The sequence below is a fragment of the Lichenihabitans psoromatis genome (genome assembly GCF_004323635.1).
Classification (GTDB): Bacteria; Pseudomonadota; Alphaproteobacteria; order Rhizobiales; family Beijerinckiaceae; genus Lichenihabitans; species Lichenihabitans psoromatis.
Genome location: NZ_CP036515.1, coordinates 4453551 through 4480186, shown reverse-complemented (window position 1 = coordinate 4480186; position 26636 = coordinate 4453551). Strand labels below are relative to the sequence as shown.

General features: G+C 64.0%; 25 protein-coding genes and 1 pseudogene. 15 read left to right on the top strand and 11 right to left on the bottom strand.

The window, feature by feature from the left end:
• Positions 1 to 14: 14 nt before the first annotated feature.
• From EY713_RS20895 to EY713_RS20885, 3 genes are all read right to left on the bottom strand, one after another.
• On the bottom strand, positions 15 to 740 hold the full coding sequence (locus EY713_RS20895; RefSeq protein WP_131118829.1) for a maleate cis-trans isomerase family protein: 726 nt from the start codon (positions 738 to 740) through the stop codon (positions 15 to 17).
• Between the two features lie 114 nt (positions 741 to 854).
• A complete protein-coding gene (locus tag EY713_RS20890) occupies positions 855 to 2399 on the bottom strand; it encodes an amidohydrolase family protein (RefSeq protein ID WP_131120036.1) in 1545 nt (514 codons plus the stop codon).
• Positions 2400 to 2480: 81 nt separating this feature from the next.
• A complete protein-coding gene (locus EY713_RS20885; RefSeq protein ID WP_131118827.1) occupies positions 2481 to 3218 on the bottom strand; it encodes a GntR family transcriptional regulator in 738 nt (245 codons plus the stop codon).
• A 215-nt stretch (positions 3219 to 3433) separates the two neighbouring features.
• On the opposite strand from EY713_RS20885, the gene EY713_RS20880 reads away from it, so the two are divergent.
• The 7 genes and pseudogenes from EY713_RS20880 (at position 3434) to EY713_RS20855 (ending at position 9774) form a co-directional block, all read left to right on the top strand.
• Positions 3434 to 4309 carry an ABC transporter substrate-binding protein gene (locus tag EY713_RS20880; RefSeq protein ID WP_131118825.1) on the top strand — a complete coding sequence of 292 codons (876 nt, stop codon included), beginning with the start codon at positions 3434 to 3436 and terminating at the stop codon, positions 4307 to 4309.
• Positions 4306 to 5199, top strand: coding sequence for an ABC transporter permease (locus tag EY713_RS20875; protein ID WP_131118823.1), 894 nt, complete (start codon positions 4306 to 4308; stop codon positions 5197 to 5199). Before EY713_RS20880 ends, EY713_RS20875 begins: the two co-directional genes overlap by 4 nt.
• A complete protein-coding gene (locus EY713_RS20870; protein ID WP_131118821.1) occupies positions 5199 to 5999 on the top strand; it encodes an ABC transporter ATP-binding protein in 801 nt (266 codons plus the stop codon). Before EY713_RS20875 ends, EY713_RS20870 begins: the two co-directional genes overlap by 1 nt.
• Positions 5996 to 6844 (top strand): carbon-nitrogen hydrolase family protein, encoded by an 849-nt coding sequence (locus EY713_RS20865; protein WP_131118819.1) that lies wholly within the window; start codon positions 5996 to 5998, stop codon positions 6842 to 6844. Before EY713_RS20870 ends, EY713_RS20865 begins: the two co-directional genes overlap by 4 nt.
• A gap of 2 nt (positions 6845 to 6846) precedes the next feature.
• Positions 6847 to 7698 (top strand): annotated as a pseudogene (locus EY713_RS23405) (amidase); the annotation flags it as partial.
• A gap of 97 nt (positions 7699 to 7795) precedes the next feature.
• Entirely contained in the window at positions 7796 to 8248 is a 453-nt protein-coding gene (locus EY713_RS23400) for an amidase family protein (RefSeq protein WP_281015364.1), read from the top strand.
• Positions 8245 to 9774, top strand: coding sequence for an amidohydrolase family protein (locus EY713_RS20855; RefSeq protein WP_131118817.1), 1530 nt, complete (start codon positions 8245 to 8247; stop codon positions 9772 to 9774). Before EY713_RS23400 ends, EY713_RS20855 begins: the two co-directional genes overlap by 4 nt.
• Here the strand turns inward: EY713_RS20855 and EY713_RS20850 are convergent.
• Positions 9746 to 10528 (bottom strand): aspartate/glutamate racemase family protein, encoded by a 783-nt coding sequence (locus EY713_RS20850; protein WP_131118815.1) that lies wholly within the window; start codon positions 10526 to 10528, stop codon positions 9746 to 9748. The two genes, EY713_RS20855 and EY713_RS20850, sit on opposite strands and share 29 nt — an antisense overlap.
• 228 nt (positions 10529 to 10756) lie before the next feature.
• On the opposite strand from EY713_RS20850, the gene atzD reads away from it, so the two are divergent.
• Together atzD and EY713_RS20840 are read left to right on the top strand one after the other, a co-directional pair.
• The gene (atzD, locus tag EY713_RS20845; RefSeq protein WP_131118813.1) at positions 10757 to 11857 is read left to right on the top strand and encodes a cyanuric acid amidohydrolase; all 1101 of its coding nucleotides are present in this window, start codon (positions 10757 to 10759) and stop codon (positions 11855 to 11857) included.
• A gap of 13 nt (positions 11858 to 11870) precedes the next feature.
• Positions 11871 to 13289, top strand: coding sequence for an amidase (locus EY713_RS20840; protein WP_131118811.1), 1419 nt, complete (start codon positions 11871 to 11873; stop codon positions 13287 to 13289).
• On the opposite strand, the gene EY713_RS20835 is transcribed toward EY713_RS20840, so the two are convergent.
• Genes EY713_RS20835 through EY713_RS20825 form a run of 3 tightly spaced genes read right to left on the bottom strand, consistent with a single transcriptional unit; the run spans position 13286 to position 16615 of the window.
• On the bottom strand, positions 13286 to 14098 hold the full coding sequence (locus EY713_RS20835) for an energy-coupling factor transporter transmembrane component T family protein (RefSeq protein ID WP_131118809.1): 813 nt from the start codon (positions 14096 to 14098) through the stop codon (positions 13286 to 13288). The genes EY713_RS20840 and EY713_RS20835 overlap by 4 nt on opposite strands.
• Complete coding sequence (locus tag EY713_RS20830) at positions 14095 to 15909, bottom strand: ABC transporter ATP-binding protein (RefSeq protein ID WP_131118807.1); 1815 nt, start codon at positions 15907 to 15909, stop codon at positions 14095 to 14097. Before EY713_RS20830 ends, EY713_RS20835 begins: the two co-directional genes overlap by 4 nt.
• Positions 15910 to 15919: 10 nt before the next feature.
• A complete protein-coding gene (locus tag EY713_RS20825) occupies positions 15920 to 16615 on the bottom strand; it encodes an ECF transporter S component (protein WP_131118805.1) in 696 nt (231 codons plus the stop codon).
• 407 nt (positions 16616 to 17022) lie between these two features.
• On the opposite strand from EY713_RS20825, the gene EY713_RS20820 reads away from it, so the two are divergent.
• The 3 genes from EY713_RS20820 to EY713_RS20810 all read left to right on the top strand — a co-directional run bounded on the left by EY713_RS20820 (position 17023) and on the right by EY713_RS20810 (position 20076).
• Positions 17023 to 18300, top strand: a complete 1278-nt coding sequence (locus EY713_RS20820) for an FAD-dependent oxidoreductase (RefSeq protein WP_131118803.1) — start codon at positions 17023 to 17025, stop codon at positions 18298 to 18300.
• A gap of 348 nt (positions 18301 to 18648) precedes the next feature.
• Positions 18649 to 19428, top strand: a complete 780-nt coding sequence (locus tag EY713_RS20815) for a cytochrome b561 domain-containing protein (RefSeq protein ID WP_131118801.1) — start codon at positions 18649 to 18651, stop codon at positions 19426 to 19428.
• 195 nt (positions 19429 to 19623) lie between these two features.
• Complete coding sequence (locus tag EY713_RS20810) at positions 19624 to 20076, top strand: MarR family winged helix-turn-helix transcriptional regulator (protein WP_131118799.1); 453 nt, start codon at positions 19624 to 19626, stop codon at positions 20074 to 20076.
• A 40-nt stretch (positions 20077 to 20116) separates the two neighbouring features.
• Here EY713_RS20810 and EY713_RS20805 read toward each other — a convergent pair whose 3' ends face one another.
• On the bottom strand, positions 20117 to 21313 hold the full coding sequence (locus tag EY713_RS20805; protein WP_131118797.1) for an amidohydrolase family protein: 1197 nt from the start codon (positions 21311 to 21313) through the stop codon (positions 20117 to 20119).
• Between the two features lie 269 nt (positions 21314 to 21582).
• Here EY713_RS20805 and EY713_RS20800 point away from each other — a divergent pair, with 269 nt between their 5' ends.
• On the top strand, positions 21583 to 22356 hold the full coding sequence (locus EY713_RS20800; RefSeq protein ID WP_131118795.1) for a ferredoxin--NADP reductase: 774 nt from the start codon (positions 21583 to 21585) through the stop codon (positions 22354 to 22356).
• Positions 22357 to 22390: 34 nt separating this feature from the next.
• On the opposite strand, the gene hpxZ is transcribed toward EY713_RS20800, so the two are convergent.
• Positions 22391 to 22774: an oxalurate catabolism protein HpxZ gene (hpxZ, locus tag EY713_RS20795; RefSeq protein WP_131118793.1), complete on the bottom strand. Its 384-nt coding sequence runs from the start codon at positions 22772 to 22774 to the stop codon at positions 22391 to 22393.
• A 113-nt stretch (positions 22775 to 22887) separates the two neighbouring features.
• On the opposite strand from hpxZ, the gene EY713_RS20790 reads away from it, so the two are divergent.
• Positions 22888 to 23076 carry a DUF4089 domain-containing protein gene (locus tag EY713_RS20790; protein ID WP_131118790.1) on the top strand — a complete coding sequence of 63 codons (189 nt, stop codon included), beginning with the start codon at positions 22888 to 22890 and terminating at the stop codon, positions 23074 to 23076.
• 56 nt (positions 23077 to 23132) lie between these two features.
• Entirely contained in the window at positions 23133 to 24470 is a 1338-nt protein-coding gene (locus EY713_RS20785; protein WP_131120034.1) for an AtzE family amidohydrolase, read from the top strand.
• A gap of 110 nt (positions 24471 to 24580) precedes the next feature.
• Here EY713_RS20785 and EY713_RS22895 read toward each other — a convergent pair whose 3' ends face one another.
• Both EY713_RS22895 and EY713_RS20780 read right to left on the bottom strand, forming a co-directional pair.
• The gene (locus EY713_RS22895) at positions 24581 to 24745 is read right to left on the bottom strand and encodes a hypothetical protein (RefSeq protein WP_165491212.1); all 165 of its coding nucleotides are present in this window, start codon (positions 24743 to 24745) and stop codon (positions 24581 to 24583) included.
• Positions 24746 to 25131: 386 nt separating this feature from the next.
• Complete coding sequence (locus EY713_RS20780) at positions 25132 to 26565, bottom strand: hypothetical protein (RefSeq protein ID WP_131118788.1); 1434 nt, start codon at positions 26563 to 26565, stop codon at positions 25132 to 25134.
• Positions 26566 to 26636: the final 71 nt, after the last annotated feature.

Sequence of the window (26636 nt, the reverse complement as noted above, 5' to 3'; positions counted from 1 at the left end):
GCGGGCTCCGCCGCTCACGACCCTGTCGAAAGGCCGAACAGAGACCCCCAGCCGATGATCCGCTCGGATTTCGCGCCGATCGAGGCGAGCGCTTTCCAGATCCCGGTCGCGATGGTGTCGTAGATCGGAAGGCCGAGTTCGGCTTCGAGCGTCGCGACGCGATCGGCGGCTTTGAGATTGGTGCAGAAAATCATCAGGGCGTCCGGGCGCGTCGCCGCTGTCTCACGGCACATCGCGTCCAGGGTCGCAGGCGGCACGTCGGCGAAATCGGCGTTGCGCGAGATGCCGAGATGCCGTTCGGCAACGCAATGAAGGCCGGCGGACGCGTAATTGGCCACGATCCTGCTTTGGACGTCGGTGGTGTAGGGCGACACCAGTCCGAAGCGCTTGGCCCCGATCGTGTGCAGGGCGTCGTTGAGGGCGAGGACCGAGGTGACGCAGGGGATGGAGGTCGCAGCCTCGATCTGCGCGCAGAGCGAACGGTCGGTGTCGAAGCCACACCAACCGGCCGAGGTGCCGTTCCAGCAGATCACGTCGACGTCGGCATCCGCCAATAAGCGTGCGGCGAGGATGATGGGCGTGGGATCGAATTGCGCGAGACCGCCCTCGGACAGATCGATCCGGGTGACGGGAAATCGGCTGAAATGCGCCGTAACGTCGGGCAGCCCACTCAGCATGCGGGCCACGAGCGGCTCGAGCGCGGTATTGGAGGAGGGAACCAGAATCCCGAGACGCGGCATGCAACATTCCGACGAGTGACGATGAGAGAAGCGATCCGCGTTGCCCTTCGCCGCCGCGGGATGGCCGCGACGACGAGCAAGCTGAGACAGCATTGGACGCGATGGCGCCCCGAGTTAAGTTCGCGACGACGGCGCGTAGAAGGGCTGCCGCTCCGGCATGTCGGTGAGATAGTCGCGGTAGAATGCCTCGACATGCGGGAACACCTGCCGCCGTAGTTCACGGCTGGTCATTTCCGCTTCGGTGCGCGGTCGTGACATGGCTTCGGCGATCTCGGCCAGAACCTTGTCGCGGTCGATATGCGTGAAGCGGCCGTGCTCGTAGATCATCTCGCCGTTCACGAAGACGGCATCCACCGTATCGGTCTTGGCCCGTTGGATCAGCGCGTCAAGCATCGGGATATCGTCGTCCTGATAGGGGTAGAACGCCTTCTTCACGTTGATCAGCACCGCATCGGCGAAGCGGCCGGGCTCCAGTTTTCCGATGCTCGCGCCGAACGCCGTGGTCATCGCGCCATGCTCGGTCGCCATTTTGAGGATCTGCGGGCAAGAGGGCACGTCCTCCTCCCGCATGCCGGGGACGCGGTGAACCCGCAGGGCCAACCGCATCTCCTGCAGCATGTCGCGATCTTCGTTGATGCCGGCCTCGTCGAGACCCATCCCGACCGTGACACCCTTCGCCTCGAAAACGTTGACCGGTGCGACACCGCTGCGGAGACGCAGGTTGGAGCTGCAATTGTGGCAGATGCAGGTACCGGTCGCGGCCGCGATCTCGATATCGTCTTCGGTCAGCCATACGCCATGGCCGAGCGTCAGGCCCGGTCCCAAAAGACCAAGCTTGTCGAGGTGCTTCACCGCGGTGGTGCCGGTGCGGCGGCGGGCATATTCCTTCTGGTAGACCGTCTCCAGCAAATGCATGTGCATCGGCACATGGGCCGCATCGGCCTTTTGCTTCAGCGCTTGCAGCCCCTCGTCGGTGCACCAATGAAGGTTTGCCGGCGCGAGCTGGATGCGGGTGAGGTTCTGCCCCGCATTCTCGCCGTTCAGCATGTCGAACAGCTTGAGATAATCATTAAAGGGAAGCCGTTGTTTGGCGAGATGCGGAGCCAGCAAGGCGGCCGTTTCGGTTGGAAGTCGCTGCAGAAAATCCTCGTCCGCCTCGTAGACGAGCCGGTTCTGCTCGCGGACCGCGAAGCAATAGGAGGCCCGCATGCCGATGGTGCGATAGGCGTCGAGGACCTTGGTCGAACAGCCGTGGATGTGTGAGAGGGGGCCCGGAATCCAGCCGTGGATATGCTGCACGGTTGTGATGCCCGAGGCGATCATCTCGAATGCCGAGTAGAGCGTGTCGAGGTAAAGGTCCACGGCCCGGCCGGAGATGCGACTGGCGAACCAGAGTTCCAGTGCATAATCAGGCGAACCAAGTTGCAGCGGCGTCAGCCCGACATGATGATGGCTGTTGACGAAGCCGGGCAGAATGGCGTGGTCGGGGGAGCCATAAGTCGGCGCATCCGGATATTTGGCGCGCATCTCTGCGATCGGGCCAACGTCCACAACCTTTCCGTCCCGATAGGCCAGGGCGGCATCCCGCAAGATGGTCGCTCGCTCACGGCTCTCGACGCCGGTTACGATCCAGCCGCCGATCAACAAACCTTCCGACATCATGCTTCCTTCTGGCTTCCGGCCTGTCCGGCCCGACGATCAGCAGGTCATAGCAAGCGCCATACCGAACCCGATGGTGGCTCAGCCAAGGGGCGCGGCTTTGATCTTTGCCAGACTGCCCCGCAGAACGTCCCGGAGTTTCGGGGCGCTGGTGTTGGGCTTGGTCATGTCCAAGCCCTGTTCGAGAGCGACGAGATGCTGTTCCATCTCTTGCACCGCACCTTCGATATCGCCGGCGGCCATCAACGCGAGCAGGCGCCTGTGTTCGTCGTTGCGGCACCCCGAGGTATCGGCCCGCTGGTGGGTGCTGATCGCCAGGATGGTGCGGGAGACGAGTTCCCGCAGCATGGTCTCGACGATCGGATTGCCGGTCATAGCGGCCATGCGAAGATGGAAGTCGCCGGAAAGACGAAGGGCCTCTCTCTCGTCGCCAATCGCATGGGCTTGATCTTCCGCATCGACGCATTCGATTAATGGTTTGAGATCGTTGGGACTTGTTGCCCCGCAGAGACATCGCACGATCCCGCCTTCGAGAAGGCGGCGGGCGCCGAACAGGTGTTTGGCTTCATCGAGCGGCGGTTCCGCCACAAAGGCGCCCCGGTTCGGAACGAGCGTCACCAATCCCTCGTCCTGCAGTCGATCCAGCGCCCAGCGAACAGGGCCGCGTCCGCAGCCGAACGTGTCTGCGATCACGTCTTCCGTGAGCTTCATGCCGGGCGCCAGTTTCCGAGACACGATGGCTTCTCGAATGGATGCGAAAATATCGCGTTTGGCTGCCGCCGCAGGCCGGTCGCCGAGGCTACTTGCCGCCGATATCATGCCCCCTCCGTAATCGAATTGCCGAAATTGCTAACAATATGACTTGAATTTTGTGCACGATTTCACAGCTGGCTGGCGAACAATGTCTGGGGTGTCTTGCTGCCAGAGCCGAATGCTCCTTGTCCAGCCACAAACAAGGATGTCGGCCAGGTTTCGCCGGAGGTGGCACGTGACTTGCGAAATGAACGGTGAACCTTCGAAAGCATCGACCGATCGTGCATTCAACCGCCGCCACCATGACGCAACCGCTGACCCTCACCCACGGTGGGGCTTTGTCGAATTTGCCATTGTTCCTGGCGCTCGACGCGGAGCTGTTCGCCCCTCTTGGCCTTGACGTCTTTGCTGCTCCGCTCGACGGCTTCGGTTCGACAGCGGGTCGATTGCGAGACGGCAGCGCCGCGATCGGCACGACAGGCTTCACGCAAGTTCTGGCGGATGCCACATCGCCTGATCCCCTCGTTGCTGTCGCCGGCAGCGGTCTCCGTGGTATGGCGGTTCTCGGGCGGCGGGGCGCGACCCTCAAGAGCCTCGTCGGCGCAACCGTCGGCACCTTCGCGGACGATCCCATGCAGGTGCTGCTCGCCGACGTCCTGGCGCACTACGGCCTCGATGGTAGGGTCCACGTGCGGATGATGCGCTCCCTCCAAGCGGCCGCCGACGGGCTGGAGCAGGGTGAGTTCCAGTCCGTCACCACGATCGAGCCTTGGATCAGCTTCCTCCGTGGACGAGGCGCGACACTGCTCAGCGACGGCACTGACGTCTGGGGACCCGACTATCCCGATACCATCCTGGTCGCGCGCCGCAGCGTGGTCGACACGGCTCCGGATCAGATCGAGGCCGCCATCAAGCTGACGACGCCGAAATACTTCAAGACGACCTTCGATGCAGCGCTCGACGCCTCCACCAAGCAGCCGGGCATGATCGACCAGCGCCGGAACCAGGAGTTCATCCTCGGACGCGCCCAGAACCTCAAGGACCTGCGCTACATCAAAACCTTGCCGACAGCCGACATCTTCGATTGGACCATGCTGAACGAGGTGATCGCCGAGAATGCCGATCTCTACGGCAGCCTCAAGCTCAAATCCGCATGAAGTCGCTTCCCCTTACCGCGAGCGCCCCGCTCGCGGCCCCTCTGAAGGTCACGCGGCGCTTGCGCGTGGCCAAGGGCGCGACCGTCGTAGGCTGGTGGCTGTTGTCCATCTGCTGCTTCGCCGGCGTATGGGAAGCCGCATGGGCGATCGGGTGGGCGGACCCGTTGTTGCTGCCGCCGCCTCACATCTTCCTGCGGAGCTTCGCCGATCAGGCGCAGTTCTTCGTCTCGAGCGATGTGGTCGGTGAAGTTTCGACGTCGGGGGCGTTCCAGTCGCTGTTGGCGACCATCATGGCCAGCAGCCTGCGGGTGATCATCGGCCTGCTGCTCGGCTTCACCTTCAGCGTCGGATGCGGGTTGCTGATCCGCTACTTCAAGGTGTTCGGTAATCTCGCCTTGCCGACCATCACCTTACTGGCGCCGATCTCACCGATCGCCTGGCTGCCGGTCGCGATCTTCATTTTCGGCATCGGTAATCCACCGGCGATCTTCATGGTGTTCATCTCGCTGTTCTTCGTCATGACCTTGTCGACGATCAGCCAGATCGATTCCGTCAGTAAAACCTATCTCAACGTCGGGGCCATCATGGGAGCGAGCCGTCGCCAGTTGTTCCTCCACGTCATCATACCGGCCATTCTTCCATCGCTCTTCATGGTGCTGCGGATGAACCTCTTTGGGGCCTGGATGGTGGTTCTGGTGGCCGAGGCTACGGGTGTCGGGAGTGGCCTTGGGCAGATTGTCATGCTTGCGCGCAACACCTTCAATTCCAGCCTGTCGTTCTTCACGATGACCTTGATCGGCCTGACCGGTTTTCTGTTCGACGTCGCTCTGCGGCAAATTCAGAACCGGGTGCTCTTCTGGGTACCGTCGAGCGCGGTGAGTCGGCTGTGATGCGGGACACGAGCAAGCCCCCGTTGGTGCGCTGCCGCAATGTCGGGAAGACGTTCCCGACCGAAACCGTGCCGTTTCTTGCCCTCGACGGCATTGACCTCGACATCGATCGGCGCGAGTTCGTCGTGTTTCTCGGGCCGAGCGGGTGCGGCAAGTCGACGTTGCTTTATCTCATCGCCGGGCTCGAAAACATCACGAGCGGCAGCATCGAAAGCGGCGGCGTTGCCGTCACGGGGCCGGGCACCGATCGCGGCTTGATCTTTCAGGAATCGTCGTTGTTTCCGTGGATGACGGTCGGCGAGAACGTGACCTTTGGCCTGAAGCTGCAGGGCGTGTCTTTAGCGCGCCGCAAGGAAGTGGCGGCCGAGCTGCTCCGCAAGGTCGGGCTGAGCGACGCGGGCGACAAGCGACCCGACCAATTGTCGGGTGGCATGCGCCAGCGCGCCGCCATGGCTCGCGCTCTTGCGTTGCGCCCGGAGGTGCTGCTGCTCGACGAGCCATTCGCGGCGCTCGACGTGCAAACCCGATCCAAGATGCAGGATTTTCTGATCGAGGTCTGGCGCGACAGCGGCGCATCCATGCTGTTCGTCACCCACCACATCGATGAGGCGGTGGCGCTCGCCGACCGTGTGGTGGTGTTCACGGCCCGGCCCGGCCGCATCAAGAGCATCGTGCCGATTAAGATGCCGCGCCCCAGGGATCCACGGAGCCCAGACTTCCGAGCGCTGACAGATCACCTGACCGATCTGCTGCGGGACGAGGTAGATCGCGCCTTTGCGGAGCAGGAGCGGGTTTCGTGACGCTCCGGCTGGCGGCCGTTCAACTGCCGGGCTGCACCGACGATCTTGCCGCGAACCAGCGTGTGGCCATCGCGGCGGTTCGTGAGGCCGCTGCCGCGGGTGCCAGCATCGTGGCGCTCCCCGAATTGGCGACGCTGCCCTATTTCTGTGGCCACAAGCCCGAGCCCTATCGGGCGTGGGCGGAGCCGGCGGATGGCGCTTTGGCAGCCGTCTTCTCTGCGCTTGCAAGAGAGCTCGGCATCACCCTCCTGCTGCCGTTTTACGAAGGAGATCCGACAACGGAAGCCTATCACAATGCGGTGCTCGGTTTCGGGCCGGACGGGCGTTCCCTGCGGGATGGTCCGGTTGCTCGCAAGCTGCATCTTCCGGTCGGCGACGACCCGCCGCCTGGTTTCGACGAACCGGCCCATTTCACGCCCGGCGACCGTCTGCATGTGGTTCAGGCGGAAGGCATCACCCTTGGAATTCTCGTCTGCTACGACCGGCGCTTTCCCGAAGCGTGGCGAGCTCTCCGCCGCAAGGGCGCCGATCTCGTTGTCGTGCCGGTCGCCGGCAGCGGCGGGGACGACATGGACTTCTTCATCGGCGAAATGCGGACCCATGCACGGGAGAACGGACTCGCGGTGCTCTGCGCCAATAAGGTCGGTGACGAGACGGTCGCCGGCGCCCTGGTGGATAATTTCGGCTATTCGGCCGTGATCGACGCAGATGGCAGCGTGCTGGCCGTGCGTCCCACCACGGACGGTCCTGGCCTCGTCCTCGCCGATCTCGACGTCGTCGGGATCTCGACGATACGCCGGAAACTCCGGTATTTCGAGCACCGCCGGTTGGATCTCATGACGTGACGATGCAACCGCCCGCTTCCGCGCTCGCCCTCGCGCAGGCCGTCCGCTCGGGTCACGTCGATGCAAGCGACGTCGTGGCGGCGGCCCTGGCCCGCATCGCGACCGATAACCCAGTCCTCAATGCCATCGTGACGGTCGATCCCGACCGAAGTCTTGCCGAGGCCGCGGCGCTGACCCGCCGCCTCAAAGCGGGCGAGCGCCCCGCCCTGGCCGGTGTTCCCATCGTGATCAAGGACGCGATCTGGGCGGAAGGCTGGCGCGCGACCCAGGGCTCGCGCCTTTATGCGGATTTTGTGGCTCCCGCCAGCAGCCTCTCGATCGACCGACTGCGCCGGGCCGGTGCGATCGTGGTCGGCGTCGCCAACATGTCGGAATTCGGCTGCAAAGGCGTCACCTCCAATCCGCTGCACGGCGTAACACGACATCCGATCGACTTGCGTCTGACCCCCGGCGGCTCGAGTGGGGGCTGCGCCAGTGCGCTGGCGGCGGGGCTGGTGCCCCTGGCGCTCGGCACCGACGGCGGCGGCTCCGCCCGGCGACCTGCGGCGCATACGGGCGTCGTCGGGTTCAAGCCATCGGGCGGCGTCGTCGCCCACGGCCCCGGCTTTCCCGGATCGGCGTCGCTGACCTCCGTCATCGCCCCGATGGGGCACTGCGTCGCCGATGTCGCGGCCATGTTCGAGGCGATTCTCGGCCCCGACCCATCCGAAGCGCTCACCTGTACTTTGCCAGCCCCCGTCCTCAAGCCGTCGGAGCAGCTGACGACCGCCTATGCGCGGACGTTTGGGCTTGGCGGCCCGGTGGATCCCGATGTGGCCGAGGCGATCGAGGCGGCGGTCACGCGCCTGCGGGCGGCCGGGCTGCAGATCATCGAGGTCGATCCGCTCTGGCCTGCGGGAGCCTGCGAAGCCGCACTGATGCCGATGCAATGGGCCGGGCTGGCTCAGAGTCATGGCGCGGCTTGGCAAACGGATCCCCGACCGCTTCGATCCCTATATCGGCGCGCAGATCGAGCGGGGCCTCGGCCTCTCGGCGCGAGACGTCCTCGCGGCCCAGGGCATGGCGTCCGCCATCATGCATTCGGCCGCCCGGTTCTTTCACAGTGGAATCGACATGGTGATCGGCCCGACGAGCCCCTGTCTGGCGTGGCCGCACGGGCAACTCGGACCGGACACCATCGCCGGAGTAGCGGTGGATGACCGGGCGCATGCCGCCTTCACGCCGTTCTTCAACCATGGCCTATGCGCCGCCATTTCGATTCCGGTGCCGTCCGAGCGGAGCCGGCTGCCGATCGGGTTGCAGATCGCGGGGCCTCGGTTCTCCGACCGGCAGGTCCTGGCGCTCGCCCATGTCGCCGAAGCCGTGCTCGCCACTCCGACAGCCCATCAAAGGTCCGCGTCATGATCCTGATCAAGGGAGGCCGGGTGTATGACCCGCTCGGCGATACCGACCTCCCGGGGCTCCTAGACGTCCTGGTTGATGGCGACATCATCGTGTCGGTGACGGCGCCGGACGACGATCAGGATCGCAAGCGGCACGTCGAGCAACTGGCCGAACGGGGCCTTGCCGAGGTGATCGACGCGCGGGATCGTCTCATCGTCCCAGGCTTCGTCAACGCTCATTACCATTCCTACGACACTCTGGTGAAAGGGCTGGTCGAGGATGCGCCCTTCGACCTCTGGGCGATGCACAGCCAGCCCGCCTTCTTCGGCCCGCGCAGCAAGGCGGAGCTCCGCCTCCGCACCCTGCTGGGCGCCATCGAATGTCTGAGACAGGGCATCACCACCGTGCAGGACATGTGCACGCTGGTGCCGCAGGACGAGGAGACGCTCGACATCATCGCCTCGGCCTACCGCGAGGTGGGCATCCGTGTGGTCTTCGCGCTTGCCTTGCGGGATCTCGCCGAACTCGATATTGCGCCGTTCCTGCCGGATGATCTCAGCGAAGCGGTACGCCGGTCCGTGACCGGCACGCCGCGCGATCCGTTGGAGGATCTGGCCTTCGTGGATAGCCAGATTCGGCGCCTGCCGTCAGGCGGCTTGTGGCACTGGGGTGTCGCGGCATCGGGACCGCAGCGGTCATCGGATCGTCTACTCGAGGGTGTCGCGAGCCTGTCGGACCGCTACGACTTGCCGGTGTTCACGCATGTCTACGAGACCAAAGCGCAGACCGCGAAGGCGCGCCGCGTTTACGCTTCGCAAGGTGGCTCGATGATCCGCCATATGGCGGCAGTGGGCTTTCTCGGCCCGCGAACCACCATGGCGCATGGCGTCTGGATCGCGCCGGACGAGATCGACCTCATCGCCCGCAGTGGCGCGCGGATCGTCCACAATCCACTCAGCAATATGAAGCTGAAAAGCGGCGTCGCACCGATCGCGGCCCTGAAGGCAGCCGGTATTCCCCTCTCGATCGGCTGCGACAATTGCAGCTGCGGCGATTGCCAGAACATGTTTCAGGGCATGAAGATGTTTTGTCTTCTGGCCGGCGTCGCCGATCCCAACCCGACCGGCGTCCATGCGGTGCATGCCATCGAGGCGGCCACGCGGGGCGGCGCTCAGGCGGTGGGACTCGGCAATGTGGTCGGCGCGATCGCGCCGGGCCTGAAGGCGGACCTCAGCCTCATCGACCTGTCGACCATCGCCTATCTGCCGCTCAACAGTGTCGCGCGCCAACTCGTGTTCAGCGAAACCGGGCAGGGGGTCGACACCGTGATGGTCGGCGGCCGGATCGTGATGCGAGGTGGTCGGCTCACCACCGTGGACGAAGCAGCCTTCCGGGCCGAGTTGAACGACGCCATGCCGGCCTTTCGGCGCGATTTCGAGGTCATCCGAAGCACCGCCGCCCTGGCGGCCCCGGCGCTGCTCGAAGCCAACCGTCGGGTTGCGGCTCTCGACGTCGGTCTCAATCGGTTTCTGGGTGATCTTTGGTAGGCGGTGGCACGATCGCGCCACCCAACCAGCGGGCCACGCCTGGCTCGAGCCCCTGCGAGGGTTTCCCGCCGGGTCGCCTAAAACTGCCTGCGCTGGCTTTGCACAGATGAAGCGACGCCACAGCCTCGGCCTGCTTCACCGCCGCCGCGATCCCATCGACGACGGGCACGGGAATGCGGTGTTTGACGCGTTCGGCGAGGCCCGACAGCGGTGCGCCCGCCAGGATAACGACATCGGTTTCGGTGTCGGCGACGACTTGGTTGGTCAAGGCCACAAGCGCCTCCTCCTTCTCGCTTTGCACGTCGTTGATGGAGATGAAGCTTTCGGCGAGGCACCGGATTGCCGAAAGGCGGCCGGTGAGGCCGTTATGCTCCACGCATTCCCGGAACCACGGCGTCAGGGCGGCCGCGAAGGTCACGATGGCGAAACGCCGGCCCAGCATGCAGGCCGTCAGCATCGCGGCTTCCGCCATGCCGACCACGGGAACGTGCAGCATTTCGCGCAAGGCCCCGACCCCGGGGTCCCCAAAGGCTGCCATGATGACCGCATCGTAGGAAGCCGTTTCGGCGGCCAGCATCTCCAACGCAATCGCCCCACCGACAAGCGCCTCGGCCTGGGTCGAGATATACGGTACTCCGCGTGGCGCCGTGCGACTGAGGATCGTGGTGCCGGGTGCCGCATGGCTCTGAGCCACGGACAGCATCCGAACCGTCATGCCATCGCTGGTGTTGGGGTTGAGCAGAAGAATATCCATAGGTCTGTCTCTGTAGGAGCGGATGACGGCCAGGAGGTCATCTCGGACCTGAAAGGTCTGCAAGTTTTGTGCGACGGGCCTGTCGCCGCTCGGCTTCAGCCGCCGCACCGACGTGCCTCGGCACAACAGTGCGGCATAGGGCTTGCTCGTCGATGGTGAGCTTTGGGCGACCCTAACGAGACATGCTCGGCGCAAAAATCGCCGACATTTCACTGAGCGAGAAACAGAATGGATATTGGCGTTTATAAAGTCGCCATGAACGCACCGAGCGACGTGTCGGAGCTCGAGCGGCTCATCGCGGCAGGGACGATCGACCCTCGTTCGATCGTGGCCCTGATCGGCAAGACGGAGGGGAACGGCGGCGCCAACGATTTCACGCGCGGGTTTGCGACGCTGTCGTACCAACTGCTGCTGGCCCGCCATCTCGGCTGCTCGCCCGAGGAGGTCGGAACACGCATCGCGTTTGTATGGTCGGGCGGATGCGAAGGCGTGCTGTCGCCGCACGCCACCGTGTTCACACGGAAACCCGGGAACGGTGTCGGTGAGGCCGAGGGGCGACTGGCACTCGGCATTGAGGTCACGCGCGACATCCTGCCCGAGGAAGTCGGCACCATGGCGCAGGTCGAGGAGGTCGCGGCCGCCGTACGGCGCTGCCTCGTCGCGGCCGGTATCGAAAAGCCAGCCGACGTCCATTACGTCCAGGTCAAAGGACCGTTGCTGACCCCGGGCAGCATTGCCGACGCCGACAAGCGCGGGAAAACGCTCGTGACGCGTGATCCGAACGGCTCGAAGCCCTATGCGCGGGGCGCGACTGCGCTCGGCGTAGCGCTCGGGCTTGGCGAGATCGCAGCCGCAGAGCTGACGGATGCCATGATCGCGACGCGTTTCGATCTCTTCTCGTCGGTCGCGTCGACCTCGGCGGGCGGCGAGCTGAAGGCTTGCGAGGTGCTGCTGTTCGGCAATTCGCCGAAAGCCTCGGGGGGCTTCCGCATCGGGCATGCCGTGCTGGCCGACGCCATCGACGCCGATGGGGTCAGGGCGGCCCTCCTCGATGCGGGGCTCGACTTTTCCTGCAATCCCTCGCGAGACGATGCGACGCGTATCGCCGCCGTCTTTGCCAAGGCGGAGGCGAGCCCGACCGGCTCGATCCGGGGCCGACGCAACACCATGCTGTCGGATGCCGACATCAACTACGAGCGCCATGCCCGCGCGGCGCTTGGCGCCGTCATCGCCAGCATCACGGGCGACCCCGCTATTTTTGTATCCGGCGGCACCGAACATCAATGCGCGCCGGGTGCAGCGCCGATCGCCGCCATTGTGCGGGTCTGACGGAGAATTGACGATGACGGACATGTGGCAGTTGGGCGTGGCTGATCTTGCGACGGGGTTTCGCACAGGTCGCCTCGATCCCGTCGCGGTGCTCGACGTCTGCCTCGAACGGATCGCCCGGATCGATCCGCTTCTGAACAGCATCGTGACGCTCGACGCGGCCGGGGCGCGAGCCGCAGCGCAGAACAGCGCGGCGCGGTGGAAGGCTGGGACACCTCTTTCCAGCCTCGACGGCATTCCGATGACCATCAAAGACAATCTCTTGGTCGGCGGCCTCCGCGCCACCTGGGGCAGCCACGCCTATGCCGACCATGTGCCCGACCATGACGAGATCCCGGTCGAGCGGCTGCGCCGCGCCGGCGTCGTGATCGTCGGTAAGACCAACGTGCCGGAACTGACGCTCGAGGGTTACACGTCCAACACGCTGTTCGGCACCACGGGCAATCCCTGGGATCCCGCTCTGACGCCGGGCGGATCGAGCGGCGGCGCCGCCGCCAGCGTCGCGGCCGGCTTGGTGTCCGCCGCCATCGGAACCGATGCCGGTGGATCGATCCGCCGGCCCGCCTCGCATACGGGACTCGTCGGGTTCAAGCCGTCGATCGGCCATGTGGCGCGCGGGGACGGGTTCCTGGAGACGGTCGCCGACTGCGAGGTTGTCGGAACGCTGACCCGTTCGGTAACCGATGCAATGCTGCTCGATGCGGTCCTGGCTGGGCCCGATGTGCGCGATCCGCGCTCCGCGCTCGTGTCTGTTCCGCTTGCGGCTGATCCGACGCGGCTTCGGATCCTCTACGTGCCACGCTTCGACGACGCGCCGCTCGACCCCGAGATCGAAGCCGCCACCGATACGGCCGCGGCAGCGTTGACCGGCATGGGGCATGTCGTCGAGCAAGGCGGTGTGTTTTTCGACCGCCTCGCCGTCGACGAGGCTTGGCGCGTGATCGGTCGAGCGGGCGTCGCGCGTGCTTTTCGGGCAGCAGGCCAGCGGCTGCGCCTGAAGGGCGGACCGACGATTCAGGCGATGGCGCAGGAGGGTGAAAGGCTGTCGGCTGCCGATTATGTCGACGCCATGGAGGTCGTCATGGCTCTCCGTCGCCGGAGCGCCGACCTGTTCACGCGCTACGATCTCGTGCTGACGCCGAGTGCTGCGGCGCTGCCCTGGCCGGCGGCCGACGCCTTCCCGCCGATGATCGACGGACAACCGGTCGGCCCGCGCGGTCATGCTATCTACACCGGCTGGGTCAATCTCGCGGGCAACCCCGGACTCGCGATGCCGCTGGGCTTTTCGAGATCCGGCTTGCCGATTGGCGGCCAGGTCGTGAGCCGTTTCGGCAGTGACGCAGGCCTGCTGTCCTTCGGCGCTTCATTCGAGGCCGCTCACGCACCCGCCTGGGCGTTCCCCCCCTTATCGCTGGATGACACGACATCCTAGGCCGGTGCGAGCACATACATCGTGTGAACGTAACCAAGGCCCAAGGCCAGATACCAACCCAGCACGGCGATCAGCATGATGGCGCAGACCGTCATGCCGGCCCAGGTCATCTGGGGCGCGTCCACGAAGGTCCGCTGCGGAAAGGCGCCGAAGGCGCGCGCCTCCATCGACATAACCATCATCGAGGCTTTGCGCAGGCTGCCGACCAGCAGCGGCATCGCGTAGCGCTTCATCTCGCGGATGCGGCCCGCGATCCCACCCTGTCGTGCGACGCCGCGCACCGATTGTGCGGCCCGGATGGTTTTGATCTCGTCCTCGAGCGTGGGGATGATCCGGAGCGCGATGAAAAACGCGTAGGCGATCCGATAGGGCACCTTCATCTGCGTCACGAGCGCGATGGCCAGTTCGCGCGGGTCGGTGGTTCGTACGAAGACGAGCGACGACAGGATGATGGTGTAGATCCGCAGCGCGGATGCGAGCGCGTAATCGAAGCTTTCGGCATAGATGGGATGCCCGGCGATCCTGAACGCGACGTGGGTTCCCGGCAGCGTGAGCGTCTGGATGACCAGAAAACTCGAACAGGCAAAGACGAAGAGCCATGTGCCGCGCCAGATCTCGACCGGTGATAACCGCGCCAGCACCAGCGCCGTGAAGAGCACCACCGCCGTGATGACAATCTGGACCCAGGCGATATAGGCACCGAAGGCCAGCAGCGAGATGCCGACGAGCCAGGCCAGTTTCGTCAGCGGATCGAGCCGGTGAAAAAACGATGTTCCAGACCTGAATTGGAAGACGCCCGAGCGCATCATGCCATCACCCGTCTCGACAATGTAATGGCTGAGACCAGCGCTGGCACCGACAGCGTGGGGCGTACCGGTCCGTCCGGATGGGCGGCCGCGATCCTGCGGCTGATGTCGAAGATGGGCGGTGTCAGCAAACCGCCCGCACGGAGCAGCGCGTCATCGGCGAACATGGCATCGGGGGTGCCGTCGAAGAGCAAGCGCCCCCCGCTGAGGACGAGCGCACGATCGGCCCATTCGGCGACGAGCCGGACGTCATGCGTGATCATGAGAACGGTCGTGTTGTAGCGCTCGCGGAGCCGAACCATCAACCCCATGAGCAGTTGCGCGCGTTCGTGATCTTGGCCGATGGTGGGTTCGTCGAGAATCAGCAGGTGAGGCTCGAGCACCAGCATGGTGGCGACACTGAGCCGCCGACGTTCGCCAAGACTGAGACTGAAGGGCGAGCGCTCGGCATAGCGGGCGAGGTCGACAATGCCGAGCACCTCGTCGACACGCTCGCGAATCGCCACATCCGACATGCCGCGCACCGTGAGGCCGTAGGCGATCTCGTCCCAGACGCGGTCGGTCACGAATTGGTGGTCGGGGTTCTGAAAAACATAGCCGACCTCGGCCGAGATCTCTTTCGGGCCAAGCGCGCTGATGTCTTTGCCGTTGAGCAGGATCGACTGTTTTGGCGCGTCGTTGATGCCCATGATGAGCCGCGCCAGCGTGGTTTTGCCTGAGCCGTTGCGGCCGCACAGCGCCACGAGATGGCCGCGTCCAAGATCGAGCGACACGTCGTCGAGGATGGGCGCGGCCCGGTCGTAGCCGAACGACAGATGTCGGACGCTGAGCAGCGGCTTGTCGCCCGGCTTCCCGCTTCCGGCTGAGGGTTCAGGCGGTCTCACCGGCGCGCTGCCGACAAATCGGCTGCCCAGCGCGACGGCCTCGGCGACGTCGAGCGGCATGTCGTCCGGCGAGAGAGGAACCGCGCAGGCGGCGCTCAACGCGAGGGCGAATTCCGAGGCTTGTGGAAACCAGGCGCTCACCGGAACGGCCTGTCCCTCTTCGAAGAGGGCCGCGCGTGGACGTGAAAACGCCGCTCGCGGAGAGCCGTCGAACGTCACGCGGCCACGATCCATCATGACGACGCGTGAGACGCGATCGGCCAATTCGTCGACGCGGTGCTCCACCATCACGATGGTGGTGCCGGCCTTGGAGAGATCGTGGAGCAAACCGAAGACGTCGGCCATTCCGGCTGGGTCGAGGTTCGCGGTCGGCTCGTCGAGAACGAGAAGTCGCGGCCGCACCGCAAGCACCGCCGCGATGCTGACGCGCTGCTTCTGACCGCCGGACAGGTCGAAGACCGAGCGATCGCCGAAGCCGTTGAGGCCGACGACATGCAGAGCGTCGGCTTGGCACTGCATGATCTCGGCCGCCGGCCGGCACAGGTTTTCGAGGCCGAAGCAGACTTCGTCGCGCACCCGTGTGCAGATGATCTGCGAGTCGGGATCCTGGAACACCATGCCAACATCGGTCGCGAAGGATGCGACCTTCGTCGACGCGAGTGGTTTGCCGCAAACCGTGGCCTCCCCGGTCAACGTTCCCTTCAGGGTATGGGGGATCGTGCCGTTGAGCAGCTGCAGCAACGTACTTTTGCCGCAGCCGCTAGGACCCAGAATCAGCAGGAACTCGCCGTCCCGAACCTCCAGCGTCACGTCGTTGAGGACGGCTTCTGTCTCACCTTCGTAAATATACGAGATGGAGCGAAGGTCGACCGCGACAGCCGACGTCGATTGCAAGGTGCTGGCCGGATCAGCGACGGCTGCGAGGGTCATCGGGCGAGGCTCAGGCGAGCTTCTGCTGGGTCGTCGCGAGCGGCCGCTCGTCGGCTGCGAGTTGGGTGCCGCGTAAGACGCCGGCTTTCAGGAGCGCGATGGCGATGGGCTTCACCAAAATGATCGCGTAGAGCGCGCCACTCCCCATGCGGATGATCAGCGCCAGAAGGTTGTAGCTAATGCCCATATCGCCGACGCCGAAGAAATAGACCTCCGGGATTTGCTGCAGAAGGGGTGCAAGCGCGCCGGACAGGGCCAGCACAGAAAGCGTCCAGCGGCGATAGCCGTAGAAAGCGAAGCCGAGGTCCGACATGAAGCCCTGGAGGAAGCCTGCGGCCAACACCATGATGCCATTGGGGTTGCCCGACAGCACCTGTGCGACGCCGTTCATGGTTTCGGCGAGCGTCGCGGCCCCTGGCTTTCTGATGATGTAGCCGCAGAGCGGTCCCGAGATGTAGAAGCCACCGCAAATCGCCGCAAAAGCGAGGAACCCGTAAGCTCCGGAGAAGGTCATGAAGAGCCGACCCAACATCGCATTCGGCGTGCCAAGTACGCCGTTGATGACACCGATAACCGCCATGATCACGATTTCGATCAGCGTAAAACTGACGAAGAATTTGCCCGTGCCGCGATTGCTGAAATAGGCGATGGCCGCCAAGGCGACGCCGATTAGCACGACGAGCAGGTAGATAGATCCGATGCTCATGACATAACTCCGTTGTGTGAAAGCATTCGTCGACGTTCGGAAGGACAATGGCGGCACGGGGATCGGGCACGAGATCGAGGAGGGCCCTTTTGTTCTGCACAAAGAGCTCCGACATTGGGAAACATGACGATCTCATGGCAGGTTGCGCGATCGGGTTATCGTCATCAAGCCTGAAATTTACTCACCTCAGTGCGTCTTTTGTTCAAATGCGCCTGTGTGAAGCATTGATGGATCGGCCTCGTCGGCAAAACGCGCAAGTCTCTTCTGTAAAGACGTGACGAATACTCGTGAGGCGCGGATCGGAGCGATGAAAACTTATGCAACGACTTGAGGCCGGCCGGTTCGGTCGGTTGCTGGCCCTTGTCCAGCGCGGTGTCCCATGATCGTGTGCAATCCGAACCCGAGGTTTGAGCCTCACCCATCTGGAACCGCATGTGTCGATCGTCATGAAGAAGCCGCGCATCGTCATCGCGGGGGCCGGCATCGCCGGAAGCCTGATCGCATCCGGTCTTCGCAACCGAACGGATTGCGAGGTCATCTGTCTTGAGCGGGTCGGCGAGCATGAGCAGGGCGAAGCAGGCACCGGCCTCAACATCGGCCCAAATGCGATCAAATGTCTGCGCCTCCACCTGCCGCGCGAAGCCGAGGCGATCGTGGGCAACAGTTTACCATGGTCCAAGTGGACGATCGCGCTAACATCGGGCCGGCCGTTGATGGATTTGCGGCTCATGGATGTGGCCGATAATGCCGGCGTCCGCATCCGTTGGGCCGAGCTTTACGCGCTGCTCCGCAGCCCGCTCGACGGCCAGATCGCCTATAACACCGAGTTGACGGGATGCGGTCAGGGCGGCCCCGGCCTGACGACGTTCGTGACTTGGCGCAGCCGCGAAACGGGAGCCGAGGGACGCATCGACGATATCGACTTGCTGATCGCGGGCGACGGTCGCTATTCGGCGATCCGGCAGTTTGTGCTGGGTGGCCCCGACACGCCGGCGTTTCTCAATGTCTGCCTCTACCGCGTGTTGTTTCCGGCTGGCCCCGATTGTCCGATCGACGACTATGGCCAGTGGTTCAACGGCCCGAATCGTCTACTGGCTTTCCGCGTCCCGGGCGATTTCATCTATTGCGCCGGGTCCTTCCCGATACCGGCCGAAGGGGCGATCCCCGAGGCGATGAAGCAGCCCGACTTCTTAAGCGCGGCTTACATGCCGCCCGATGGGCCGCCGTCGCGGGAGGCTGGATATCTGATCGAGGCGATAACCCGCCACGCGGATCGTCTTCATTGGGCTCGCCTTCAGGAAGGCAGCGTGACCTACGGCAGGAAAGCCGGCATCCTGCTGACGGGCGACGCCGCGCACCCGATGGTGCCGACCCTCGGCCAGGGCGCGACCCAGGCCTGCGAGGATGCCTGCGTGGCGGTGGATGAGATCAGGCTGGCGCTCGCGCGGAAGGGTGGCTTGGCCGATGTGCCCGCGCGGGTCGAAGAGCGGCGGGCCGAGCGCATCCGCTTCGTCGTTGATCTCTCGCGCGCAGCCACGGACACGATGCTGGCGGGTGCCGACCCGGTCGAGGGAACGCGCTGGAAGACTGAAGCGCCGTTTCTCCGGCAGCTGACGACACTGTATCGCGACGTGCCGTTGCCGCGCACGGACCGTGCCGACGACCGACGTCGGACATTCGCTTGACCGCTGACAAACCGGCACCCCGGTGCGTGACTGTCGCCGCCCGACCGCGAGTTCCTCCTCGACGGTGAGATCGGAGACCATCCGGAGGTCCTGAGGCACGACGGCCAAGCCTGTCGGCCATCCTCGAGAGGTCGGCCGCGCCGAGAGATCATGCCGCGCGGAAATCACGCGCCTGACCCTGCCGCTCATCGTTGCTCCGAAGCGAGATCGAGCTATCCTTTGAGGCAATAACCTCGGGGCAGAATGATCTCGTCGACACCGTCAGTGGTCGATCCGGTCGTCCAGCGTGGCGCGGTTCAACGGGTCGCAGCGATCGAGCCAACGAAGGGCGGGGTAGGGGAGCCTTCAATGAAACAGCCGACGCGGTCACAGCTCAGTTCAAGTCAAAAGACTGTGTCGCCCTGCCTCGTGCTGGTCGCCATCAACATCGTCGCGACCTTGTCGGCCGCTGTCATCATGTGGCGTGCAGATGTTTTGCCTCCGATCATGGCTGTCCATGCCGCGTTGATGATCGTGTCGTGGGGGTGCCTCCTGCCGCTCGGCGGTCTTGTGGCTCGCTATTTCAAGGTCATGCCGGCTCAACCCTTCCCGGACGTGGTCGATCACCCCTTCTGGTGGAATTGCCACCGCGCTTTGCAATATGTGGGCGCTACGCTGGCAACCGTCGCGGTTCTCGTGATCCTCAGAGACGTTGGTGGCCATGTTGGAACGGTCCACGGCGTTTGCGGCCTCGTGGTCATGGTTTTCGCTTGGCTTCAGGTTCTGTCCCCCTTGTTGCGCGGGACAAAGGGTGGCCCGACCGACAGCGGCGCAGAAGCGGCTATTGCATCGACATGGCGTGGCGACCACTACGACATGTCGTTGCGCCGACGGTTGTTCGAGACTTGGCACAAAACCATAGGATGGGGCCTGCTCGTTCTTGCACAGATCACAATCATCCTGGGTGCCGATCTCGCCGGCTCACCGGATTGGCTTTGCATTCTTCTCGCGGTCTCGATGATGGCGATCGTGCTCGCCATCTTGGATAGCCATATCCGCGGGCGCTGGGTCGACACTCACGCGGCCTTGTGGGGACCAGCCGCTTGGCCCCGGACGCGCGACGATGCGCGGTCGATGTCGGACCGCTAATGGCGGCCGCCACGTCCGAAGCGCTGCGGACCCGCAGAGCGATACGGTCAGACAGGGCTTGCGGGGTCATGCCGGACGGCACGATCGACGAGTTCGAAGCCATCCGAAAACCTCCAACGCCGACCTCTCGATGTGGTAGCCTGGAGCCGGTCAATCGGTTTGGGACAAACGAGGCGCGCGGCGGATGGTGAAGCGATGAGCGATGGTGTCGGTCCCACCCTCGTGACGCAAAAGCCAGCGGCTTACCTGCTCGATGATCAGATCGGTTTCATCCTCCGGCAGGTCGCACAGCGACACGCAGCCATCTTCGCGGCCGGCGTTCAGGCCGAGGTGACGTCGACCCAATGGGCCGCTCTCTCCAAGCTGTATGAAGTCGGGCCCTTGTCGCAAAACCTGCTTGGGCGTTTGACCGTCATGGATGCGGCGACCATCAAGGGCGTGGTCGATCGCCTGTCAAAGCGTGGTCTCACCGATACGCGGGCCGCCCCGGACGATGGCCGGCGACGGCTGGTCACGCTCACTCAGGACGGCCGCGCGCTGGTCGAGCGGCTGATGCCGCAGGCTAATCGTATCACCGAAGAGACGTTGGCGCCTCTCGAGCAGCGTGAGCGCGACATGCTGAAGGCGCTGCTGTCGCGCCTGCGGTAGTCTCCGACGAGACGAGGCGTCGAGCGCTGCCCGGAGCGCTTTACCGGGCAACGACCTCGGGTATGTTGACGGCAGGTGGCGTGTTGCGGCTGCGGCCGGTGCGGACCAGACCATCGATTACCACCATACCGACTCCCGGCAGGTCGCCGAGTTGCACGGCTTCCAGCAGCGTCGATCCGGCGCCATGCTGTGGCCGGTCCATGAAGGTGAAATCCGCGGCCCGGCCGACTTCGATGATGCCGCAATCGAGCGAGCGCATCCGCGCTGTATTGCCGGTCGCAAAGCAGAACGCCACCTCGGCCGGGACGTCGCCCAGAGACGACAGCATCGACACCATCCGGAGAATGCCGAGCGGCTGAACGCCCGATCCAGCGGGGCCATCCGTCCCCAAGATCACGCGCTCGATTTGACCGATCTCCCGCGCGGTCCGCATCGCGTAGAGAGCCGCACGCTCATTGCCGTTATGCACGATCTCGAGGCCGCGCTTGCAGCCCTCGCAAATGCAGCGGATCTCGCGGTCCGGCAGAGCGGTATGGCCGCCATTGATGTGACCGACCACGTCCGTATCGGCCTCGAGCACCACCGCCGAATCGATCAGACCCGATCCCGGAATGGATGGGCCGCCGGTATGGATGGTCGATTGAATCCCGTATTTTCGCGCCCAGCCCACCATCTGGCGCGCCGTCGCGCCATCCTTCACGCCGCCGAGCCCGACTTCGCCGAGCAGCCGCACGCCCGCGTCGGCCAAATCCTTGAAATCCTGCTCGACCATGCCGGGCTCGATCACCGGCGCTCCGGCATGGATCTTCATGCCGCCCGGCCGGAAGTTGGTGAAGGCGCGCTGCGCGAAGATCGCCATGGCCTTGAGGCCGACGATGTCCTTCGGGCGGCCCGGCGTATGGACCTCACCGGCTGAGATCATCGTCGTCACGCCGCCATGCAGGGTCGAGTCGATCCAGTTCAGCTGGCTTTGGCGGGGGGTCCAGTCCCCGGCTACGGGGTGAACGTGGCTGTCGATCAGCCCAGGCGAGACGGCGCAGCCATGCGCGTCGATGATGGTGGTGGCCTGGTCGCAGTCGAGATCCTTGGCGTGGCCAACCGCGGTAATACGGCCATCGACCGCCACGATCGTGTCGGCATCGAGAATGGGATGCGTGAGATCGCCGCTGAGCAGAAGGCCGATGTTGCGGACTACGAGTTTCCCCGAGGGGCCAGGAGCGGTTGCGTCATGCGCCATGGATCTGATCCTTCTGAAGGCAGGGCTTGGTCAGGGCAGCGGCTTCGGAAGCACCGGCCCCCGCCACGCTTGCGACATGTCACTCCGCGCTTATTTGTTTGTGTACCAATGAATATTGCGCGCGTAAATGGAGCCGTGACTTGAGTTCCACCCGTAACGATGCTTTGAGTGCAATGCACAACAAGGGGCATTGACGGCGTCGCGCAAGTCAAGTGACCCACTGGCGTCCTTTGTCGAGACCGACCGGGCGCTCCTCGAACGGAGATGATGTGAGCAACCTCTTCGAAGAAACCGTCGTCGACGTCCGCCATTGGACCGACCGGTTGTTCAGCTTCAAAATCACCCGGGATCCCTCGTTTCGATTTCGGAACGGCGAGTTTACGATGATCGGCATCAAGGTGGATGGGAAGCCTCTGCTGCGGGCCTATAGCGTCGCCAGTGCCAACTACGAGAGCGAGCTCGAGTTCCTGTCGATCAAGGTGCCTGAAGGGCCGCTGACCTCGCGGCTGCAGCATTTGAAAGTCGGGGATCAGGTGATCGTCGGCCGTAAAGCGACCGGCACGCTCGTGATCGACAATCTCATGTCGGGTCGCAATCTTTATCTTCTGTCGACCGGGACAGGCCTTGCGCCGTTCCTGAGCGTCATCAAGGATCCGGAGACCTACGATCGTTTCGAGAAGATCATTCTCGTGCATGGCACGCGACAAGTGTCCGAATTGGCCTATCGCGATGATATTGCCGAGATCCTTCCCCATGATGAACTCATCGGCGAGCTCATCCGCGAGAAGCTGGTCTATTACCCGACCGTGACGCGGGAGCCGTTCCGCCACAACGGCCGCATCACGGCCTTGATGGAATCGGGTCAGCTTTATTCCGATCTTGGATTGCCGCCGCTCGAAGCCGAGCATGACCGTGTGATGATCTGCGGTGGCCCGCATATGCTGCAGGACATCAAGGCCCATCTGCTCGACAAGGGCTTCATCGAGGGTAATCACGGCGAGCCCGGCCAGTTCGTGGTCGAAAAGGCCTTCGTCGAACGCTGAGTCGTGGAAGGCCGGGGTTTGCCGGCATCGCGGCTTAGGGTGTCGGTATGATGCTGACATGAGCCGCCACGATCCGCCAACCATCCGGCATGCGGACCCAGGTTTGGGTTTGGCGGCCGACCCGGCCCGGTGCGTTGGCCCGGGTGAAAAGCGTGCAGGCTGTCGCTGCGTCGCGGCCGAAGCTGGTGATCGTGGTTCGCGCCAGTGTGCGGTCGAGCCCGGTGGCTGGGCGCGACGCTCGAAAGGCCTCGATCTCGCGGAAACCATAGAGGTTCTCGCCCGCGCCATAGCGGATCGTCCGCGCGTCTTGCCAGAACAGCCGATCGAGAACCACGACATCGTTGCCGGTCAAGGCGCGCTCATAGTCCGCAAAGGCGGCTTCGACTTCGGCGATGGTGTCGGGATCATTGATCATCATGGCGTCGCTATAGCGCGCCGATCGCGCGAAAGACATCGCCGCGCGGGTTGCGTCGCGCTTGGCTTGGCTTGAAGATCGTGGCGTCGAGAGCGCCGACGAATGAAGAGGTCTGAATGCCGCAGCAAACCCCTGAGCTGGATACGTTGATCGACGCCATGGCGGCGCTTCTCGACCTCGAGATCGAGCCCGAATATCGGCCCGGCATCGTCACCAATCTCGGGATCGCGATCCGCTTCGCGGTCCTGCTTCGGGATGCTCCGCTCGACGATCGGGACGAGCCCGCACCGGTCTTCCGACCGTGAGACATTTCTTCGAGCAGGATGCCGCCACGTTGGCCCGCGCGGTTGCGAGTGGCGAAATGTCGGCGCGCGAGATCGTCGAAGCCTCTCTGGCCCGCATCGCGTTAGTCGACCCACACGTCGGTGCTTTCACAACCGTCATGGCTGATCGCGCCCTGGCGAGGGCTAGCGCCGTCGATGACGCGCGGCGCAACGGACGCGAACTCGGACCATTGGCCGGTGTGCCGTTCGCGGTCAAAAACCTGTTCGATCTCGAGGGTCTCGTGACGCGGGCCGGCTCGCTCATCAACCGGGACGACGCGCCCGCGACGCGGGACGCCACTTTGGTCAGGCGACTGGAACAGGCCGGCGCGATCTGCGTCGGCGCGCTCAACATGGGCGAATATGCCTATGACTTCACTGGCGAGAACATCCACGACGGACCTTCCAGAAACCCCCATGATCTGTCGCGCATGTCCGGCGGCTCGTCGGGCGGGTCGGCCAGCGCGGTCGCGGGCGGCTTGGTGCCGTTGGCACTCGGGTCTGACACCAACGGGTCCATCCGCGTTCCGGCGTCGCTCTGTGGCTTGTTCGGACTGAAGCCGACCTACGGGCGTCTTTCACGCGCTGGCACGTTCCCGTTCGTGACGAGCTTCGATCACGTCGGCCCCTTGGCTCGCTCGGCGGCGGATCTCGCACTGGCCTATGACGCCATGCAGGGCGCCGATCCCGACGACCCGGTTTGCGCCGAACGATCGAGCGAGCCGGTGCGTGGAGCCTTGTCAAAGGGAGCCGACCGCCTCCGGATCGCCGTCGCGGGTGGGTTTTTCGCGCAAGGCGGTGAACCCGAAGCCTTCGCGGCCGTCGCGCGCTGTGCGGCCGCTTTGAACGTGACGGGAACAATTGAATTGCCCGAGGCACATCGAGCGCGGGCTGCGGCTTACCTGATCAGTGCCAGCGAGGGGGGAGCCTTGCATCTCGAGCGGCTGAGAACGCGCGCCGGCGATTTCGACCCCGCGACGCGCGACCGTCTTTTGGCGGGCGCGATGCTACCGGCCGCTTGGATCATGGAAGCGCAGAGATTTCGACGATGGTTCGCCGACCAGCTCGCATGCGTCTTCCAGACCACCGACATCCTCTTGGCACCAGCAACACCGTGCCGGGCGCCGAGCTTGGGGCAAACAATGATGACGGTGGGAGGTCAGATGATGGGCGTGAGAGCCAATCTCGGCCTTTACACGCAGCCCATCTCGTTCATCGGCTTGCCGGTCGTGACCGTCCCCATCTGGACCGAGGGCGAGACGCTCCCGATCGGCGTCCAGATTATCGGTGCGCCATGGCGCGAAGATCACGTGTTACGTGTGGCAGCGTCTCTTCAAGCCATCGGCACCGCGCAATCTCCCGTCGCGATGCTCTAAGAGTTGCGAAAAGACGGGTCGAATTTTTTGACCGAGCGCTTGTCGGTTCGGTCTTTTTCGGCACGGGACTTTGAAAGTCCCGCGCCCGAAAGTCGCAGTGGTTGTTCGGCTCAGCCGTAGATGTCGTGCCAGACTTGCTGACGCATCTCGGCCGGATCGGCGCGGATGTCGGAGAGATCGCGCTGGGACATCTGATCGATTTCGGCGATGGCGCGGAGATAGCGACGACGATCCGAGATCTGCTTCTGAACGGTAGCCACGATGGTCTTGAGCATGAGTTTGGTCCTTCGGTCTTGTTAGGTGACGCTCAATCGAGTGAACGTCACCGGCCTTGACCCTCAAACTAATGGCCGTCTTTGTGCATCGCAACATCCATTGCTGCATCACAGATCAGCGTGTCGATCATGCCATCGTGAAGATCGATTAAGAGGTAAGGCGTGCGTAAGGCGCATGGCACTACGATCCTAACGTCCGATTTTGGTGATGAAATGCTCGGCACCTGCCTTAATTCTGAGCGCACCCCCAGAAATCGCATAGCTTGCTGCATAGCTCAATTTTATTAGACGAACGCGGTTTTGAGTGTGATTTTGATACGTTGGGACCCGGACAACCCGCCTATCACACCGTTCCATTCAGAATGGTGCGATGCAATATCGGCAGGCTAGGATCGGACCAACGCGATCGAGCTTTGCCGCAATGGCACGCCCTCATTGCCTCTGACTGTCACACGTCCTCGGTGACGAGGCTCCGCGCTTGCCAGTGCGGCGAAGAGAAAGAACGGCATACCAAGGTCGACCAGGGCACCCGAAACGGTCGCGCCGATCAACAGCCCGACGCAGGCCGTTCGGGCAGCGCGTTGCACTGGTCCGGCATCGTCATCGATCGGCCTACTCGCGCGCCTGAGAAAAATGCTGGCGAGAAATAATGTGAACGCAATGGTTCCCGGGATACCGAGATTGGACAGAAGTGCGATAGGGAAACTCGAGGCGCGGATGCTTCCCAGGCCGCCGCCTAAGCCGAACGTGTCAATGGCGTTCTGGAGCGCCGTCTCGTTCCATTGCCCGCGCTCGATCCCCGATTGGCTCGAGCCCTTGTCGAACAGCATGACGGTCAGAAAGTCGCGCATTGTCTGGTCGGCGACCGGATTGAGGACGATGACGGCGACGACGACAAGGACGGCCAGGGGCGTGAAGGCCAGAAAGCCATAGGTGGCCGGCGTCACCCGATCGCGTGCGGCGCGAAGCAGCGACGAGCCATAAAGCCACGCCAGAACGAGCGGTGTCGCCGCATAGGCCGTGCTCGATGTCGAGAAGAGCAGCAGGACGAGCGACATCGCACTCAGGGCCAAGCTGCGTCGCGGCCAGATTCCCGCCAGCCAGAGCTCCGCCGCAAAGCCAAGACAACCGAGCGACGCATAAGCGAAGGACGAGGTTTCGGTGAACGACCCGACGATGCGCTTGAGGCCCGTCACGACCGTTTCGATATGGAGTTGGTAGTCGGCGTTCCGAATAAAATCGAGCAAGAAGCCCGTGTTGGTCCAGAAGGTTGCGACATCGATCAGAGCGAAAGCGATGTTCATGGTGCAATAAAGCAGCATCGCCTTGGTCAGGGTCGAAAAGCCGAGCGGCGTGCCGGCGAACGATCGCGCGAGGAGAAAGCACATCAGATCCGCCACGAGATAGATCGATTGCGTGATGTTGCCGGAGGACGGACCGAGCGGCACCCGTAGCAGCGATGGACCGTAATCCGTCACCCCGATTGCATTGACCGAGGTGATGCCGGCCAGCACGCGCGGAAAGAAAATGGCACCGAATACGCCATATGAAACGGTGACGAGCAGCCAGAATCCGTCGTTCGGGAAGGTCAGCGATCGGAGCGTTGCGGTCCAGAATGAACGGCGGGATGCGAGGATTAACGTCACGAAGCCGAGGAAGAGATGCGCTGGCTGGATGGAGCCGGCCCCCCCGAGCAGCATCGCGGCGGCCGATCCGAGCAGGGTCAGCGGCGCGAAGATCATCATGGCCAGGGCCGGCCCCCGTGCCAAGGCCAAGAGGCCGAGCAAGAGCGTGATAAATCCGATGAGCCCGATGGTCATGGACGAGGCCGGCTCTCAGATCGGAGCGATGCGTCGCGACGGCATCGCGGCGGATCACGGATCGTGTTTCC

Coding starts and splice junctions, on each gene's coding strand:
- EY713_RS20895 (WP_131118829.1), bottom strand. CDS start 740: ATGCCGCGTCTCGGGATTCTGGTTCCCTCCTCCAATACCGCGCTCGAG.
- EY713_RS20890 (WP_131120036.1), bottom strand. CDS start 2,399: ATGTCGGAAGGTTTGTTGATCGGCGGCTGGATCGTAACCGGCGTCGAG.
- EY713_RS20885 (WP_131118827.1), bottom strand. CDS start 3,218: ATGATATCGGCGGCAAGTAGCCTCGGCGACCGGCCTGCGGCGGCAGCC.
- EY713_RS20875 (WP_131118823.1), top strand. CDS start 4,306: ATGAAGTCGCTTCCCCTTACCGCGAGCGCCCCGCTCGCGGCCCCTCTG.
- EY713_RS20870 (WP_131118821.1), top strand. CDS start 5,199: ATGCGGGACACGAGCAAGCCCCCGTTGGTGCGCTGCCGCAATGTCGGG.
- EY713_RS23400 (WP_281015364.1), top strand. CDS start 7,796: ATGGCGCGGCTTGGCAAACGGATCCCCGACCGCTTCGATCCCTATATC.
- EY713_RS20855 (WP_131118817.1), top strand. CDS start 8,245: ATGATCCTGATCAAGGGAGGCCGGGTGTATGACCCGCTCGGCGATACC.
- EY713_RS20850 (WP_131118815.1), bottom strand. CDS start 10,528: ATGGATATTCTTCTGCTCAACCCCAACACCAGCGATGGCATGACGGTT.
- atzD (WP_131118813.1), top strand. CDS start 10,757: ATGGATATTGGCGTTTATAAAGTCGCCATGAACGCACCGAGCGACGTG.
- EY713_RS20840 (WP_131118811.1), top strand. CDS start 11,871: ATGACGGACATGTGGCAGTTGGGCGTGGCTGATCTTGCGACGGGGTTT.
- EY713_RS20835 (WP_131118809.1), bottom strand. CDS start 14,098: ATGATGCGCTCGGGCGTCTTCCAATTCAGGTCTGGAACATCGTTTTTT.
- EY713_RS20830 (WP_131118807.1), bottom strand. CDS start 15,909: ATGACCCTCGCAGCCGTCGCTGATCCGGCCAGCACCTTGCAATCGACG.
- EY713_RS20825 (WP_131118805.1), bottom strand. CDS start 16,615: ATGAGCATCGGATCTATCTACCTGCTCGTCGTGCTAATCGGCGTCGCC.
- EY713_RS20815 (WP_131118801.1), top strand. CDS start 18,649: ATGAAACAGCCGACGCGGTCACAGCTCAGTTCAAGTCAAAAGACTGTG.
- EY713_RS20810 (WP_131118799.1), top strand. CDS start 19,624: ATGAGCGATGGTGTCGGTCCCACCCTCGTGACGCAAAAGCCAGCGGCT.
- EY713_RS20805 (WP_131118797.1), bottom strand. CDS start 21,313: ATGGCGCATGACGCAACCGCTCCTGGCCCCTCGGGGAAACTCGTAGTC.
- hpxZ (WP_131118793.1), bottom strand. CDS start 22,774: ATGATGATCAATGATCCCGACACCATCGCCGAAGTCGAAGCCGCCTTT.
- EY713_RS20790 (WP_131118790.1), top strand. CDS start 22,888: ATGCCGCAGCAAACCCCTGAGCTGGATACGTTGATCGACGCCATGGCG.
- EY713_RS20785 (WP_131120034.1), top strand. CDS start 23,133: ATGTCGGCGCGCGAGATCGTCGAAGCCTCTCTGGCCCGCATCGCGTTA.
- EY713_RS22895 (WP_165491212.1), bottom strand. CDS start 24,745: ATGCTCAAGACCATCGTGGCTACCGTTCAGAAGCAGATCTCGGATCGT.
- EY713_RS20780 (WP_131118788.1), bottom strand. CDS start 26,565: ATGACCATCGGGCTCATCGGATTTATCACGCTCTTGCTCGGCCTCTTG.